Origin of the sequence: Neoluteolibacter marinus (genome assembly GCF_014904755.1) — a bacterium.
In the GTDB taxonomy this organism is placed as follows: Bacteria; Verrucomicrobiota; Verrucomicrobiia; order Verrucomicrobiales; family Akkermansiaceae; genus Haloferula; species Haloferula marina.
The window spans coordinates 1-16982 of record NZ_JACZFQ010000036.1 but is presented as its reverse complement, the minus strand read 5'-3'; the positions used below and the strand labels follow the sequence as shown (position 1 = coordinate 16982).

12 protein-coding genes are annotated in these 16982 nt (G+C 66.6%); 10 read left to right on the top strand and 2 right to left on the bottom strand.

Annotation, left to right across the window (positions count from 1 at the left end; all coding sequences use genetic code 11):
* Positions 1 to 7: 7 nt before the first annotated feature.
* The 4 genes from IG178_RS08990 to IG178_RS08975 all read left to right on the top strand — a co-directional run bounded on the left by IG178_RS08990 (position 8) and on the right by IG178_RS08975 (position 5212).
* Entirely contained in the window at positions 8 to 1732 is a 1725-nt protein-coding gene (locus IG178_RS08990; RefSeq protein ID WP_193212209.1) for a serine/threonine-protein kinase, read from the top strand.
* A 65-nt stretch (positions 1733 to 1797) separates the two neighbouring features.
* Complete coding sequence (locus IG178_RS08985; protein WP_193212208.1) at positions 1798 to 2496, top strand: RNA polymerase sigma factor; 699 nt, start codon at positions 1798 to 1800, stop codon at positions 2494 to 2496.
* Between the two features lie 64 nt (positions 2497 to 2560).
* Positions 2561 to 2992, top strand: coding sequence for a hypothetical protein (locus IG178_RS08980; protein ID WP_193212207.1), 432 nt, complete (start codon positions 2561 to 2563; stop codon positions 2990 to 2992).
* 534 nt (positions 2993 to 3526) lie between these two features.
* Positions 3527 to 5212, top strand: a complete 1686-nt coding sequence (locus IG178_RS08975; RefSeq protein ID WP_193212206.1) for a right-handed parallel beta-helix repeat-containing protein — start codon at positions 3527 to 3529, stop codon at positions 5210 to 5212.
* A gap of 12 nt (positions 5213 to 5224) precedes the next feature.
* Here the strand turns inward: IG178_RS08975 and lepA are convergent, their stop codons facing one another.
* Positions 5225 to 7024, bottom strand: a complete 1800-nt coding sequence (lepA, locus tag IG178_RS08970) for a translation elongation factor 4 (RefSeq protein WP_193212205.1) — start codon at positions 7022 to 7024, stop codon at positions 5225 to 5227.
* A gap of 170 nt (positions 7025 to 7194) precedes the next feature.
* Here lepA and IG178_RS25460 point away from each other — a divergent pair, with 170 nt between their 5' ends.
* The 3 genes from IG178_RS25460 (at position 7195) to IG178_RS08960 (ending at position 10964) form a co-directional block, all read left to right on the top strand.
* Positions 7195 to 8514 (top strand): serine/threonine-protein kinase, encoded by a 1320-nt coding sequence (locus IG178_RS25460; protein WP_226895215.1) that lies wholly within the window; start codon positions 7195 to 7197, stop codon positions 8512 to 8514.
* A gap of 11 nt (positions 8515 to 8525) precedes the next feature.
* Complete coding sequence (gene recG, locus IG178_RS08965) at positions 8526 to 10571, top strand: ATP-dependent DNA helicase RecG (protein WP_226895213.1); 2046 nt, start codon at positions 8526 to 8528, stop codon at positions 10569 to 10571.
* A 120-nt stretch (positions 10572 to 10691) separates the two neighbouring features.
* A complete protein-coding gene (locus IG178_RS08960; protein ID WP_193212203.1) occupies positions 10692 to 10964 on the top strand; it encodes a hypothetical protein in 273 nt (90 codons plus the stop codon).
* A gap of 193 nt (positions 10965 to 11157) precedes the next feature.
* Here IG178_RS08960 and IG178_RS08955 read toward each other — a convergent pair whose 3' ends face one another.
* The gene (locus tag IG178_RS08955) at positions 11158 to 12177 is read right to left on the bottom strand and encodes an aldo/keto reductase (RefSeq protein WP_193212202.1); all 1020 of its coding nucleotides are present in this window, start codon (positions 12175 to 12177) and stop codon (positions 11158 to 11160) included.
* Positions 12178 to 12449: 272 nt separating this feature from the next.
* Here IG178_RS08955 and IG178_RS08950 point away from each other — a divergent pair, with 272 nt between their 5' ends.
* The 3 genes from IG178_RS08950 to IG178_RS08940 form a co-directional block, all read left to right on the top strand.
* The gene (locus tag IG178_RS08950; protein ID WP_193212201.1) at positions 12450 to 16067 is read left to right on the top strand and encodes a sulfatase-like hydrolase/transferase; all 3618 of its coding nucleotides are present in this window, start codon (positions 12450 to 12452) and stop codon (positions 16065 to 16067) included.
* Between the two features lie 69 nt (positions 16068 to 16136).
* Positions 16137 to 16676 (top strand): sigma-70 family RNA polymerase sigma factor, encoded by a 540-nt coding sequence (locus tag IG178_RS08945; RefSeq protein ID WP_193212200.1) that lies wholly within the window; start codon positions 16137 to 16139, stop codon positions 16674 to 16676.
* Positions 16673 to 16982 (top strand): hypothetical protein (locus IG178_RS08940; RefSeq protein WP_193212199.1); only part of this gene is annotated, 310 nt, incomplete at its 3' end. The genes IG178_RS08945 and IG178_RS08940, both read left to right, overlap by 4 nt.

Genomic DNA, 16982 nt, shown 5'->3' with positions numbered 1-16982 from the left:
GTAAGGCATGACCCCAGAATCCGACGACACCGGCATGGCACATCCTGACTTCTCCTCCCCGCTCGGCGGCCTTTCGCCGGCCGACCTACTGCGCCAGGGGGCCGCGGAGGACACCATTCCGGACGGCGGACGGCTCGCCTTCGATCCGCCCTCGCTGGAGGAACTCGCGAAGGATTTCCCCCATCTTGAAATTCTCGGACTCATCGGCCAGGGCGGCATGGGCGCGGTTTATCGCGTCCGGCAGCGGCAGCTCGACCGCGTCGTCGCCTTGAAAATCCTGCCGCCCGCGCTCGGCGAGTCGCCGTCGTTCGCCGACCGCTTCGCCCGCGAGGCCAAGGCGCTCGCGAAGCTCGCCCATCCCGGGATCGTCACGTTGCACGAGTTCGGCCGCAGCGGCAGCTACTACTTCATCCTCATGGAGCACGTCGATGGCGTGAATCTCCGCCAGCTCCTCCAACAAGGTCGCATTTCCCCGCGCGAGGCTCTCGCGATCGTCCCGCAGGTTTGCGACGCCCTGCAATTCGCCCACGACCACGGCATCGTCCACCGCGACATCAAGCCGGAGAATCTGCTCATCGATCGCCGCGGCAGGGTGAAGGTCGCCGACTTCGGACTCGCAAAACTCGCCGCCACCGATGCGGATCATCCCTCCGGCCCCGCCCCGGCCGACCCGCTCCACACCGTCGCCGGCCAGGTGATGGGCACCCCGCAGTACATGGCCCCCGAGCAGATCGACAACCCGACGGAGGTCGATCACCGCGCCGACATCTATGCCCTCGGCGTTGTCCTCTATCAGATGCTCACCGGCGAATTGCCGGACCAACGCCTCGAGCGACCGTCGCGGAAGGTGAAGATCGACGTGCGGCTCGACGAGATCGTCCTGCAGGCCCTGGAAAAGAATCCCGAGCTCCGCTTCCAGCAGGCGAGCGCGATGAAAACCCGGGTGGAGGAGGCCGGGGTTACTCCCCGGAGAAGCAAGCGAATCGCCGCCTTGGGACGATGGGGCATCCCGGTCCAAGTGCTCGGGCTGCTGCTCTTCCTCGGGGGACTTGCGGGCATGTTGCGGGATTCAAATGACCTTCCGTGGCGGGTGGCAATCCGGCTCGAGACGAAAGCCGAGCCTCCGCCGCAGCTTGACGATCGCCTGGCGGCTGTCACCCGCCAACACGGGCCCCACGCATCGCTCTCCCGCAGCGGTGATTCCCGGGAGTGGCAGGTCTTGGTCGAGCATGCGGACGAATTCACCGCAAGGGCGGAGATTCAACGGTTGGAACATGCCTTGTCGGAGAAGTTCGGAGACATCTTGCAGGTGAAGGAGACAGCCACCTTTCCGCCCACTTCGTTCAGCAGGCTGTTCCGGATCACCCCCGGACTTGTGCTTGCCGGCGCCTTGACGGGGCTCGCCGGAGCCCTTCTCGGGATGGGACTGCCCCCGGCCAACCGGGGAGCGCTTGCGGGAAAGATCGGGCTGATCGCGCTGGTCCTGTCATTCCTGCTGCCGTCCGCCCTCGCAATAAGCTTCCCGGCATCGAATGCGTGGACCTTCGTGACACTGATGTGCCTGGCTTTGGGGTTCGGGGTTGCCGGCAGCAGGACCAAGGAAGGACGCTGGGCCCTGTTCGGGGTCTGGCTCCGCTTGTTCATGTGGAGCGCGTCGATTGTCTCGACCATGCCGAACCTGCGCACGCCACCGGGTAGCGGCCATTATCCCGTCCAAATCGTCACCCGGTAAGCAAGGTAAACCTCTCTCCCGGCGATCGCTCCCGAAATCCAGGCAGCTTCCAATCCACCGCCACGATGAAGCCTCCCGACGACCTCTTCGCGACCACCCGCTGGACCCTGGTCCGCGCCGCCGGGAAAGCGGACGGCAGCGCCCTGGCCGAACTTTGTTCCGCTTACTGGATTCCCGTCTATTCCTACGTCAGACGCCGTAGCCGGTCGAAGGAGGACGCCGAGGACCTGACCCAGGGCTTCTTCGCTCAGCTCCTGGAACGGGGCGACATCGCCGGGCTCCGTCGCGAGAACGGCAAGTTCCGCGCCTTCCTGCTGGCGGCGGTGAAGCACCATCTCGCCAACGACCACGACCGCCGCCGGGCCCTGAAGCGCGGCGGGGGCATCGAACCCTTCCCGCTCGACTGGCAGGAGGCCGATTCCCGCTTCCAGCTCGCCGACGAATCCGGCCTGCCGCCTGATGCCTGCTACGACCGGTCCTGGGCGACCACCTTGCTGGCGCGCGTGCTCGTGTCGCTCGCCGCCGAAGTCGCCGACCCCCGTCGCTTCGCCGGCCTGCGCCCCTATCTCACGGTGGACCGGGATGAGATTTCTTACGCCGAGGCGGCCGCAGCGCTCGGGATGGAGGCAGGCGCGGTGCGGGTGGCCGTGCATCGATTGAGGAAACGCTATCGCTCGCTGCTCCGGGAAGAGGTCGCCCGCACGCTCGCGGACCCCGCGCAAGTCGAGGAAGAGCTTTCCGCGCTGATGGCCGCCTTCGGTTAGAATCAATCCAGTGGCGAGGAAACAGTGTCCCAAGCTTTTCCATCGACCCGACGTTCCTCCACGCATGAAGCAAACCCTGGTCTGCTGCCACTCGTGCTTGATGATGCTCCTGATGTTGTGCTGGCTCCCGGCGCATTGGGTGAGCCAAGGGCACTGGAAGTATACCCGGGACCATCCCCGCCTCCCCCTTCCGGAGGCCAGCGCCTCGGAATACATCGATCGATGCCATGGCGCCGCGGCCTACGTTTCGCTCGATTCCGCACGTGGATGGGCGATCTCCGGCACGGGCTTCGTCACGGAAGACGAGCTGGGGGTTCATTTGACCAAGGAAGCGGAGCTCTGGAATGATCTCGGCTGGCGCCCCTATCTCCGCGTGCGCATCCCGGCCAACCAACCGGCCCGCCACTTCCTGCGCCTTCACAAGATCGCCACCGACGCCGGCATCGAGGACTTCCTGTTCGCGACTTTCGCGGCATCAGAAAAGCCGGACTTTTGACGACCCGAAGGCAGCCTCACCCTGTTTACTTTCGCGTCGCCAGTGAGGTCGGGGGCAAATCCATTGCGATTCATCACCCGAGTAGAACCGGAGACCGTTCTGCCAGCCCATGTTAAATGACCCCTCGATTCTCTTCTCGATCGCCATCGCTGGACTCGTCTTCGGGTTGCTGTTCCGTCCGTTTTTCGGGGACAAGTAGGACTTCTGGGAATGCGTCTGGTACTCCCTGAAGCCTGATTTGTTATCGTGGATCGACAAGGAGTTGCAGCGGGACTTCGGAAAATCGCTGAAGCTCACGGTGTTTTTCCTGCTTGTGGGTGCCGCGGGCTTTGTTTCCCACCATTTACTTGGTTCATCGTAGGACGCTCAAGGCAACCTCTCATGGCGGCCGGGTAACATCGCCGCGCTCCCGACGGTCCGACTTCCACGCGTTGCGAAATGCCCTCATTCAGCCGCGTCACAATTGGCGGCTTGCCGGTTTGTCCCGGCACGACCTAGCGTAGCAGGTCATTTCCCTCCCAAATCCCCCGCATCATGATTTTCAGAACCGCCTTTTCCCCCCTCTTACCGCTGCTCGTTGGATCGGCGGTCTGCCGGGCTGGCGACATTTACGTCGACATCAACCATCCCGGTGGCAGTGGCACGGGCGATGACTGGAGCAGCCCGGTCATCAAACTTCAGGACGCCCTCGATGAAGCCTCCGCCGGGGCCACCTTGCACATCGCCGGTGGCATTTATTATCCGGATGAGGGACGCGCCCGAACCGGGGACGACGCCTCCGAAACCTTCATCCTGAAAAGCGGCATCACGCTTCTCGGCGGCTACGAGCCATCGGGCACGACCCGGCAGCGCGACCCCGTGGCCTATCCGACGATCCTTTCCGGAGACATCACCCAGACCCGAGATACGAATGGCGACGGGTTCGTCGACCTCATCACCTCGCCGGGCATGAGCTCGCGGGTCGTCACCGCCAGCGGACTCGCGGTCGGACCAACGCTCGACGGCATCGGCATCACCGGCGGGAACATCCTCGGCATCGACTGCACGGGTTCCGATCTGGAAATGCGGAACTGTGTGCTCCGCGGCAACAACGGCCGCGCCGTGGCGGTTTCAGACGCCTCGCTCACTCCATCCTTCGAGGTGGTCGCCAGCGACTGCCTGTTCCGCGACAACGGCAGCGGCCAGGCCGGATCAAGCGGCGGCGGGTTGCTGGTGGTGGGCATGAATGCCACGATCACCGGTTGCGATTTCCTCAACAATCGCGACGGCCTGACCCAAGGCGGCGGGCTGTCGCTGCAAACCAGTGCGGATTCCACCGCGGTCACCGGCGCATTGATCCGCAACTGCCGGCTCAAGGGCAACCGCGGGACCAATGGCGGCGGGGCCTCGGTGCGGGGCAGGGCCAGCTGCACCTTCGAGAACTGCGTGATCTCCGGCAACCGCGCGGGAAACCCCGGGGTGGCCAGCAGCGGCGGCGGCGTCCATCAAACGAGCCTGGTCAACTCGAGCAGCCAGGCGGTCGCCGGAAGCATCACTTTCCTGAATTGCACGATCGCCTGGAACACCGCCTTCACCGGTGGCGGCGGCATCAGCATGACCGGCCCCGCCCCGAAGTCGCTGCTGAACACGATCGTGTTCCGGAACTACGTCCAGAACGACTACACCGACCAAGTTTCCGGGATCTGGGTCATCAGCCCGGCCAGCGCTCCCTACTACGATCATGTCTACGACACCGCGGTGGGGCATCCGGGCAGCGGCAACATCGAGGGCCTGCTGACCGGTTTCCCGACCTTCGTCGAGCCCGTGACGTTGTCCACCGCACCGGGCGACACCCTTTTCCAACCCTCGACCAGCGGCAACCTCCGGCTGCTCTCGGGAGCCTATCTCATCGACTCCGCCGAGAATTCCTGGGTGAGCCCCGGCGTGACCGATCTGGCCGGCAACGGGCGCATCCAGAACGGCACGGTGGATTTCGGCGCGTATGAAATCGTGCCGGACCCGGGCATCCGCATCACCCTGGTTCAGCAGGTTTCCTCTCCCACCGGGCCGCGGATCCGCATCGAGTTCGAGTCCGGCGGTCCCGTCGATGTCTTCGCCTCGAACGCCCTGACCGGATTCGGGACCACCCCGGTCGCGGTCAACCGCACCGACTTCTATGAAGCGGCCATCAGCCAGAGCCGGCGCTTTTTCGTGCTGGTCCCGGCCGGCACCACGCCCTGACCCGCCGCCGGCTCAGTCCCCGCTCTTCAGCACCTTGATGAAGGCGTCCTGCGGGATGTTCACCTTGCCGAAGGCCTTCATCTTCTCTTTCCCCTTCTTCTGCTTCTCGAGCAGCTTGCGCTTGCGGGAAATGTCACCGCCGTAGCACTTGGCGGTCACGTTCTTGCGCATCGCGCTGATCCGCTCGGAAGCGATGATCTTGCCGCCGATGCAGGCCTGGATGGCGACGACGAAGAGCTGCTGGGGAATCACGTCCTTGAGGCGGATGGCGAGGGCGCGGCCATAGCCCTCCGCCTTGTCGCGGTGGACGATGGTCGAGAAGGCCTCGACCGGCTCGCCGGCGATGAGCATGTCCATCTTGACCATCTTCGCCGGGCGGTAGCCGCTGTGCTCGTAGTCCATCGAACCGTAGCCGCGGGTCATCGACTTCATGCGGTCGTTGAAATCGACCAGGATCTCGGCCAGCGGCAGCTCGCAGGTGAGCATCACGCGGGTGTCGTCGATGGTCTCGGTGTGGGTCACGTCGCCGCGCTTTTCCATCACCAGCGCCATGATGTCGCCGATGTACTCGCCGGGGATCATGATGAAGACGCGCACCATCGGCTCGCGGATCTCGGCGATCTCCTGCTGCTCGGGGAGGAAGGACGGGTTGTCGACGATGACCTCCTCGCCGTTGGTCTTGGTCACCTGGTAGATCACCGACGGGTAGGTCGAGATCACGTCCATGTTGAACTCTCGGCGCAGGCGCTCCTGGATGATCTCCATGTGCAACAGGCCGAGGAAGCCGCAACGGAAGCCGAAACCCAGCGCAGTCGAGCTTTCGGACATGAAGGTGAAGGCGGCGTCGTTGATCTGCAACTTGCCCATCGCCATCTTCAGTCCCTCGTAGTCGGAGCTTTCGATCGGGTAGATCCCGGAAAAGACCATCGGCTGGATCTCCTTGTAGCCCGGCAGGGCCTCTGGGCAGGGATGGGTCGAGTCGGTCAGCGTGTCGCCGATCTTTGCCTCGTCGGCCGACTTCATGTTGGCGATGACGTAGCCGACGTCGCCGGCGATGAGCTCGGGCCGGGCGGTCATTTTCGGGGTGAAGACGCCGACTTCCTTGACCTCGTACGTCTTGCCGGTGGCGAAAAGCTTCACCCGCTGGCCCTTCTTCACGGTACCGGAAAACACCCGCACGTAGGAGACGACCCCGCGGTAGGTGTCGTAGATCGAGTCGAAGACGCTAGCGCGGAGAAGCTTGTCCGGGTTCTCGACCGGGGCCGGGACCCGCTGGACGACCGCCTCGAGGATTTCCTCGATGCCGATCCCCTGCTTGGCGGAGGCCGGGATCGCGTCCTCGGCCGGGATCGCCAGGATGTCCTCGAGCTGCTGCTTGCAGCGCTCCACGTCGGCGGCGGGGAGGTCGATCTTGTTGAGGACCGGGATGATCGTGAGATTCTGCTCCATCGCCAGGTGCAGGTTGGCCATGGTCTGCGCCTCCACGCCCTGGGCGGCGTCGATCATCAGGATGGCACCCTCGCAGGCGGCCAGCGAACGGGCGACCTCGTAGGAGAAATCGACGTGCCCGGGGGTGTCCAGGAGGTTGAGCTTGTAGGTCGTGCCGTCCTTGGCGGTGTAGCTCATCGCCACCGGGTGGCTTTTGATGGTGATGCCCTTTTCGCGCTCGAGGTCCATGGCGTCGAGGAGCTGCGCCTGCTGGTCGCGCTGGGCCACGGTCTTGGTGGCATCCATCAGGCGATCGGAGAGCGTGGTCTTCCCGTGATCGATGTGAGCGATGATCGAGAAATTGCGGGTCAGGGATGTGGACATGGGCGGACGCGGCGGATGGAAGCCGCGGAATACACCGAACGCACGGAAAAAGAAAGGGATGTGCTCAAGGGAGCCCGGCGATGCCCGCATTCCCGGGCCCGCTCCCCTTTTCCATAGGCCGGCGCACCCGAGGTTGCCGAACCCTCCGCTCATTTGCTAGGCGATGGGCAGTGATACGCCGCTACGAGATCCAGGAAATCGTCTCCCAGGACAGCCACGGGGTGGTTTTCCATGCCGTCGACCGGGAAACCGACGCCGACGTCGTGCTGCGGCGCTTTTTCCCCTTCGGCCCCGACGGTGGCGGCCTCGAAGGCGAGGAACGGGAGGCCTACGGGGCGGCCATCGAGCGCCTGAAAGCGGTCAAGCACCCGACCTTGCGCACCATCCTCGACGGCGGCTGCGACCCGGTCGACGGGATGCCCTACCTGGTCACCGAATGGCTCGACGGCACGCTGCTCTCCGATCACCTCCGGGACAAGCCGCTCAGCCCGGGCTCCACCAAGGCCCTGCTCGACCACGCCCTGGAAGCCTCCCAGATGCTCGCCAAGGCCTTGGGAGAAGAAGCCGTGTGGGTCGAAACCGAGCCCGAGACGGTGATCCTTTCCAGCGGCACCGAGGGCCGCGGGGTGACGTTCTGGATCTCCCCGCTGCGCTGGCTGGGCGGCAGCGGCGACCGCAAGAGCCTGGCACCCCTGGTCGGACTCGGCGAAGCCGCCATGCACTGGCAGGGCCGGGTCATTTCCGCGCAGGCCGGCGAGGGCCTCGGTGCCTGGTTCAAGGCGATCACCGCCGACCCCGGCATCTGGACCCTCGAGGAGGCCCGCGCCACCCTCCACGCCGCCGCCAACCTCACCGGCAGCGAACCGCAAACGATCGTCAACGCCACCGACCCGGGCCTGCCGACCGTGCCGATGAAGGCGCCGGCCGCCCAGCCCAAGCTGAAGCAGAAGTCGTCCCCCTGGCCGATCGTGGTGGTCGCTCTGCTGGTGCTGGCGATGACCGGACTGCTGGTCTGGAAAAAAATGCACCCGCGCACCCCGGCAATCGCAGGAGTTTCCACCACCCAAGTTTCGTCGGAAACTCCTGCTCCCTCCGTGGAGGCCCCGGCCACCCCGGCGACGCCGAAAAAACCTTCCCGCAAGGAAGAAGTCGAACTCCTCGCCGCCCGACTGGCCGCCGAGGCGTCCCAATCCCCGAACAACCAGGTCGGCAAGGAAGTCATCCTCGAAGGCACCATCCGCAGCGCCGAAAAGAGCCAGTCAGGCGCCACCCTCTACCTCGAGTTTGCGGTCGAGGGCGAATCCGCCACCCGCTGGGCGAGCTTCCTCTCGTCGGAATGGAAAGACCTCAGCCTCGAGAAGATGCAGGCGATGGTCGGCTCCCAGGCGCGCTTCCGCGGGGCCATCCGCAGGGAAGCAAGCCGTCGCGAGTTCCTGGTGTTCATGGGCGACCCGGGGGCCTTCACCCCGCTGCCCGCAGCCACGAAATAGGCTCCCTTCCCTTGATCCGCGCCGATACCGCCCTCGCGGACGTCGATTCCATCGACGCCAAGGAAGCCGCATCGCTCGCCGCCGCCGGCCTGCATCGCGTCGCCGACCTGCTCGGCTGGCTGCCACGGCGCTACGAGGACCGCCGCCGCTTCGACGCCTTCCCGGCCCAGCCCGGCGGCCCCGCGGTCTGCCTGCGCGGCACGGTGATCGATGCCGCCAAGCGCCAGTTCGGCGGCCGCCGCGGTTTTTATGAGATCGTCGTGATCGACGGCACCGGCGGCGTCTTCGGCTCAGCCAAGATCTCCTGCCGCTGGTTCAACATGCCCTTCATGCACCGCATGGTCCTGGCCGGCCACGAGATCATCCTCTACGGCAAGCCGAAGGGCTCGAAGGGCAAGCTGGTCATCGACCACCCCGACTTCGAGATCGTCCGCGACGACGGCACGCAGTCGATCCACCTCGAGCGCATCGTCCCGGTCTACCGCAATGTCTCCGGCATCCCGCAGCGGCGGCTGCGCGAAATCCTCCACCACCTCTCGGCACACACCGACCCGGCCTCGCTCACCGCACCCTTCGACGTCGATCCCACCTACCCGCGCCACGAGGCGGTGAAGGAGGTCCATTTCCCCGAAGCGATCGAGCAGGCCGAGGCCGCGCGCCGCCGCTTCGCGCTCGAGGAATTCTTCGCCCTCCAGCTCAATGTCGTCTGGCGCCGCGCCCGCGTGATGGAGCACCGCGGCCGCGTCCAGGGGAAGAAGACCGGCCTGCTGAAGGCCTTCTACGAAAGCCTGCCCTTCGACCTCACCGGCGCGCAGAAGCGCTCGATCCGCGAGATCATCGCCGACCTCCGCACGCCGCGGCCGATGAACCGCCTGCTGCAGGGCGACGTCGGCAGCGGCAAGACCTTCGTCGCCATGGCCTCGATGCTGTTGGCCGTCGACTCCGGCTGCCAGGCCGCGCTGATGGCACCCACCCAGATCCTCGCCGAGCAGCACTTCCTCACCTTCAGCAAATGGCTCGAGCCGCTCGGCATCCGCATCACCCTGCGCACCGCGGCCAAGGAGGAAAGCACCCACCTGCCGATGCAGGGCGAGGCGCAGATCCTGATCGGCACCCACGCCCTGCTCTACGACAAGGTCGCCTTCCGCGACCTCGGGCTGATCGTCATCGACGAGCAGCACAAGTTCGGCGTGACCCAGCGCGGCCGCCTGATCGAGCAAGGTACGACGCCCGACGTACTCGTCATGACCGCCACCCCGATCCCGCGGACCCTGACGATGACGATCTACGGCGACCTCGACGTTTCCATCCTCGACGAGCGCCCCGCCGGCCGCGGCAAGATGGTCACCGCCCTGCGCACCGGCGCGAAGCAGACCGACATCACCAGGTTCGTGAAGGACCAGCTCAAGGAAGGCCGGCAGGCCTACCTGGTCTACCCGCTGGTCGAGGAAAGCGAGGCCCTCAAGGCCGAGTCCGCCACCGCCGCCTACGAGAAGTGGCAGAAGCGCCTCTCCGCCTGGCAGGTCGGCCTGGTCCACGGCAAGCTCGATGCCGAGGCCAAGGAGGACGTCATGCGCCGCTTCCGCGACGGCGAGCTGCAGGCCCTGGTCGCCACCAGCGTGATCGAGGTCGGCGTCGACGTCCCGAACGCCAACCTGATGCTCATCCACCACGCCGAGCGCTTCGGCCTGGCCCAGCTCCACCAGCTGCGCGGCCGCATCGGCCGCGGCGAGCACAAGAGCTACTGCGTCCTCCTCACCGACGGCAAGTCGGCCGAGGCGATGGAAAAGCTGCAGGTCATGGAGAAAACCTCCGACGGTTTCGTCATCGCCGAGGAAGACCTGCGCCTGCGCGGCCCCGGCGACGTCCTCGGCACCCTGCAAAGCGGCCTCGGCGACCTCAAGTTCGCCGACTTCCTCGCCGACACCGCCCTGCTGCGCGAGGCACGTGCCCTGGCGGACGAGGTCATCCGCACCGATCCCACGCTCACCGGCCGCCACGCCGGGCTCACCGGACTGATCCAGCAGGAGCCCGTCGCGGCCACCCGGCGGGATTGAATTCCGGATCCCGCGGCGAGGTGACCGCCCCCCGGAAGTGGCAAGCGCGCGTATTGTCTCGCGTCGACCTCAGGCCGGGGCTACAGGGACCAATCGGATCATCCTCCGCCACCGCCCACCGTGAAAATCACGCTCAACACCACCTCAATCCCGGAAGACCGGCGGCAGGAAGTCGAATCCATCGCCCGCTCGCTTGCGAAGAACGCCGAGATCGTCTGGCTGCCCAGCCGCTTTCCCCGCTTCGTGATGCTGGTGGAACCGGGCCCGGAACCGAAAGGAGAAGCCCGCTCCGGCTCGATCTTCGAAACCCCGGAACCGGGGCTGCACTCGCTCGCCGCGATGACCGAAGACCTCGAGACCCGCATCAAGTCCTGCCTCGGACGCTCGTCCTGATCCGCGGTCCTTCCACCTTTGGGCTCGGCGGGCTGCGCTCCCCGGACGCCGCAGGCGAAGTAGCACAACTTTGCAAGTTGTGGCCGTGGGCGATCCGCCCCGCGCACCAGGGCCGTCCAGAATCAAACCAGCCGCACCCGCTCGCAACTGGGCAAGTTGCGCTACTTCGCCTCCACAACCGACCAGGTGACACTCACCCCATCGGATAAGGAATCTCCCGGCTGACCTCGTCGATCGCCTTCATCGTCGCGTCGTCCAAGGTCAGGTCGATCGCTTGGAGAATCGGCTCGAGCTGCGCCTCGCTCGTCACGCCGACGATGGTGCTGGCGACGAAGTCGTGCTGCTTGCTCCAGGCCACCGCCAGGGTCACCGGGTGCAGGCCGGCGTCGGCGGCGACCGCCATGAAGCGCTTGGTCGAGGCCTCGCTGCGCGGGTTGAAGAAGCGGTTGGCCATCGCCTTCTGGCGCGGCCCGCCATTGGCGATGTAGTCGCTGAAGCGCGCGCCGGCCGGCAGGGCACCGTCGTTGTACTTCCCGCTCAGCACCCCGCCGGCGATCGGGCTGTAGGGCAGCAGGCTGACCTGCTCGCGGCGGCAGACCTCGGCCAGCTCGTCCTCGAAGCGGCGGTTGTTCAGCGAGAAGTTGTTCTGGATGGTGTCGAAACGCTTCAGCGCCTCCTTGTCGGAGGTCCACAGCGACTTCATCAGCCCGTAGGCGTCCTCGTTGCTGGTTCCGATCGCACGCAGCTTGCCCTCGCGGACCAGCTCGTCGAGCGCCTCGAGGGTGTCCTCCGCGCGCATGCCGTGGTCGGGCCAGTGGACCTGATAGAGGTCGATGTAGTCGGTCTGCAGCCGGCGCAGCGAGCCTTCGACCGCCTTGCGGATGTGGTTGCGGTCGAGGGCGGCCTTGCCATGGCGGACCGGCGGGTTGAACCAGCCGTGGGCGGCGCCGGCCACCTTGGTGGCGATGATCACGCTCTCGCGCGGTTTGGTCTTCAGCCAGCGGCCGACGATTCCCTCGGTGTCGCCCGCCAGCTCGGCGGTCGGCGGCACCGGGTAAACCTCGGCGGTGTCGAAGAAGTCGATCCCGGCCTCGACCGAGCGGTCCATCACCCGGAAGCTCTCCTTCTCGTCAGCCTGCAGGCCGAAAGTCATGGTCCCCATGCAGATCTCGCTGACCACGATCCCGCTCTTGCCCAACCGACGTTGATTCATGGCCCCGAATGTGCCGCGCCGCCGCGGTCGCGCAAGGGCCCATCCCGATCGATTCGATTTGTGGCGGACCAGAATCCATCCCGGCCGGAATCCGGCAAGAAGCGCGGCGATCCCAAGTCACTCGGGTCCCGATGCTTGCGGGATCCCCGGCGTTCCTCACGAGCCACCGGATCAACCCTACGCCGATTTGCCGCCTCCCGCCCTAATGAGACCGGCAATTCCGACATTGGGGGTGACAAGCACGACTCGATTCCTTTCCGACCAACGTCCCGATGACCCGCCTTCTCGCCAGCTTGCTCCTCATGGGCCTCGCCGCCGTTCCCGCCGCGGCCCGGCCCAACATCATCTTCATCCTCGTCGATGACCTCGGCTACGGCGACATCGGCTGCTTCTGGCAGGACCAGCGCGGCTCGGCCAAGAAGTTCGACACCCCGGCGATCGACCGCATGGCGGCGGAGGGCGCGAAGCTGACCCACCACTACATCTCCGCGTCAGTCTGCGCGCCGTCCCGGGCATCCTTTTTGCAAGGCCGCCACCAAGGCCACTGCGATGTCCGCGACAGCCAGTTCGACAAGGCGCTGCCACCCGGCCACACCGTCGCCTCCACCCTCAAGGCCGCGGGCTACCGCACCATCCACATCGGCAAGCACGGCCTCGCCGGCGGCGAGGGCTCGGTCAACCTGGCCGGCAACGGCTCGCAGAATCTCGCCTCGCACCCGCTTGCCGAGGGCTTCGACCGCTTCTTCGGTTATCTCTTCCACGCCGACGGCCACGAGCATTACCCGCGCAACGGCAGCTCCGACAAGGAGGCCTACATTTACGACGACTACCGGCAGGTCACCGACGCCTCGGCCGACCTCTACACCACCGACGCCTGGACCGCCGCGGCGAAACAGGAGATCATCGACGAGGCCACCGACGGCGACACGCAGCCGTTCTTCATGTACCTGGCCTACGACACGCCGCATTTCAAGATGCAGCGTCCGGCCGTGGCCTACCCCGCCCTCGACAACGACGGCGACCCGATGACCGGCGGGATTCAATGGAGCGCCGCCACCGACGGCGCCGGCAAGGTCCGCTACGCCAGCACCGCCGACGGCACCGGCACCATCGACGCCTTCACCCACCCCGACATCCCCGTAGGCTGGGCCGATTCCGAAAAGCAGCACGTCGGCATGATCCGCCGCATCGACGAGTCGATCGCCGACCTCCTCCGCACCCTGCAGGACCTCGGTATCGACGACAACACCCTGGTCATCTTCTCGTCCGACAACGGGCCGCATAACGAGGGCAACAACCCGCGCACCTTCGAGTCCTTCGCCAACATGGAGGGCATCAAGCGCGACATGTGGGAAGCCGGCATCCGCGTGCCGACGGTGGTCCGCTGGCCCGGCCACATCGACGGTGCCACCGGCGACGAAAACAACATCCGCGAGATCCCCTACGCCGCCGGGCTCTGGGACTGGATGCCGACTTTCTGCGAACTGGCGGAGGTCCCTGCCCCGGCCTGGTGCGACGGCGTCTCGCTGGTCCCCACCCTGACCGGCACCGGCACCCAACGCGACAAGGGCTACCTCTATTTCGAGTTCAACATCGGCGGCAGCACGCCGGCCTGGAGCGAGTTCCCGAACCACGGCGGCGATGCCAAGGGCCAGATGCAGTGCCTGCGCATCGGCGACCACATGGGCATCCGCACCGGCATCTCCAACGGCTCGGAATCGTTCCACATCTACGACGTCACCACCGATCCCGGCCAGGCCACCGACCTCGCGCCGACGCTCCCCGCCCTGCAGGCGGAAATGCAGTACCTCGCCCTGACCTCGCGCCGCCCCGGAGCCGGGGTCACCCGCCCCTACGACGGGATCCCGCTGCCCGTACGCGCGCCCGCCAACGCCGCCCCGGGACTTGCCTGGGCCGCCTTCACCGATGCCCCCGCCTCGTGGCAGTGGGTTCCCGAGTTCCGCGATCTCGCCCCGGCCGCCACCGGCGTCACCACCGTCCCCGGCCTTTCAGACCGGCCCGCGGACGACCACTTCGGGCTCGCCTTCACCGGCTTCATCAAGGCCCCGGCCGAGGGCAACTACACCTTCCACCTCGATTCCGACACCGGCGCCGACCTGTGGATCCACGACGGCCACGTGATCGCCGACGATTTCCCCCACTCCGGCGCCGCCAGCTCGGCCAATGTCACGCTCGCCGAAGGCCTCCACCCGATCCGGCTCTACTACCGCCACGCCACCGGCACCCGCACCCTGTCGCTCGAGTGGTCGGGCCCGGGCTTCTCGCGCCAGCCGGTGCCCGCGACGGCGTTCTTCATCGAGGCGCCCGCCGCACCGTCCGCGCTCAACGACGCCACCTCGACGCCCCGCAACCAGTCCGTGCTCATCGACGTCCTCGCCAACGACAGCGACGACGGCATCCCCCAGCCGCTGGCGATCAGCGCCATCGCGCCGCCCGATCACGGGACCGCGGAGCTCGAGTCCGGCCGGATCCGCTACACCCCGCCCACCGATTTCAAGGGCATGGCCAGCTTCGGCTACACCATCACCGACGGCGAACAAAGCGCCTCGGCCACCATCACCGTCGCCGTCGACCTCTACTCCCCGCCCACCGCCACGGATGACTTCGCCTACGTCGAGCCCGCCGGCAGCGTCCTCATCGACGTCCTCGCCAATGACAGCGACGACGGTTTTCCCGCGGCCTTGTCGGTGGTGTCCACCGGCACCCCGGCGATCGGCAGCGTCTCGATCCAGGGCAATGCCATCCTCTTCACCGCCCCCGCCGGCTTCAGCGGCAGCACCTCCTTCACCTACCGTGCCGGCGACGGCGGCGAGTCGATCGCCGGCGCGACGGTCGCGGTGGTCGCCAGTTCGCGCTCCGAGTGGTGGTTCCCCTTCGATGAAGGCGGCGGCGCGGCCGTGACCGATGCCACCGGCAAGCCCGCGACCCCGACCGGACTGCTGCCGGAGTCCTGGACCGACGGCCGCTACGGATCCGCCCTCGCCTTCGCGGGCACCGGCCACCTCAGCCTCGGCGGCTTCAACGGCATCCTCGGCAACGCCGACCGCACGGTCTCGGCGTGGATCCGCACCGCCAGCACCGCCCAGCAACCGATCATCGCCTGGGGGCCCAACTCCAACGGCAACAAATGGACCTTCCTCACCCAGAACGGCCACCTGCGCCTCGAGGTCACCGGCGGCTACCGCGAAGGCACCACCCTGATCAACGACAACGAATGGCACCACGTCGCCGCCACCTTCGCCAATGACGGCTCCCCCGATGTGCTCGACGTCCAACTCTACATCGACGGCCGTGCCGAGACCACCTTCACCAACCAGGCCGCGCGGGCGATCAACACCACCGGCGCCATCGACGTCCGCATCGCCTCCGACGTCCAGGACCGGACCTTTTCGGGCAGCATCGACGAAGCGCGAATCTTCGCCCGCGCCCTGAGCCCGGCGGAGGTGCTCGAGCTCGCCGGCCTCTCCCCGGAGGCCCGCGCCCGTTCGCTGTGGTTCCTCCGGACCCTGGGCAACGAATTCCCGGAAACCTCCGACTGGGAGGCGGACGACGACCATGACGGTTTCAGCACCTTCGCCGAGTTCGCCCTCGGCGGCTCGCCCTACCACCACGACCCCGGCCTGGCGCCGGTGCTCGAGGGCCCGCCAGACGGGCTCGTGTTTTCGTTCAACCGCCGCAGCTCCGGCATCGACCCTGCGGCCTATCAGGTCGAGGGAACCGACGACCTCAACAGCCCCGACTGGCCGCTGATCGCCGGCGCCAGCGCCGTCCCCCACCCCTCGCTGCCGGACTTCGAAAGGGTCAGTGTCCCGGTGATCTCCAGCCTTTCCCCGTTCTTCGTCCGGCTCCGGGTCCACCCGTTCGAGTGACCCCGGAGAAAAGCTCGTAATACTCCGGGCGATCCGGTCATTCTGATTCGGACGCAGGTGCTCACGACCATGAACCAACTCGACGTCGAATACCTCCAGCTGGTGACCCGTTACCAGCCGGCGCTGTTCGGCTACATCCGGAGCATCGCCCCCGGCGCCAATGCCGACGACATCCTCCAGGAGACCAACCTCGTCCTCTGGGAAAAGGCATCGACCTTCGAACCCGGCACCAATTTCAAGGCCTTCGCCTTCCGGATCGCCCATTTCAAGACCCTCGAGGCGCTGCGGTCCTCGAAACGCCACAGCTGGCTCCAGTTCGACAGCGACCTTCTCGACTCGATCGCCGACCAACAGCTCGGACAAGCCGAGGCGGCGCACGACGACGGCGGCATGAGCCGCCAGACCGCGCTCGGAAATTGCCTCGGCAAGCTCTCCGAGGACGACCGCTCGCTGGTCCACTGCCGCTACACCCGCCAACAGAGCATCCGCGAGATTTCCCGGAGCTCCGGCCGCACCGAAGGCGCGCTGCAGCAGGTGTTCTTCCGCATCCGCAACGCCCTGCGCACCTGCGTGGAGCGTGAACTCAGCCTCAACCGGTCCGAAGCATGAATCCCGAGACGATGCGCAGGATCGACGCGATGATCGAAGGCACGATCTCGCGCCCGGATTTCGAAGTCCTCCAACAGACCCTCCGCGACGACCCGGTCGCGCTCCGCCACTACATCCAGCAGGCGGAGATCGACGGCCGGCTGACCTGGGAGCTCGCCCAGGCCGGCGGCGGCGAAACCATGTCCGGCCCCGTGCCGGCGCCTCGACCCGTCGCCCGCCGGACCTACATCGCGGCGTGGGCGGCAGCGGCGGCACTGATCGTGGGCGGCCTGTTCGTGTATTCCTTCAACCGCCCGGCAACGGCAC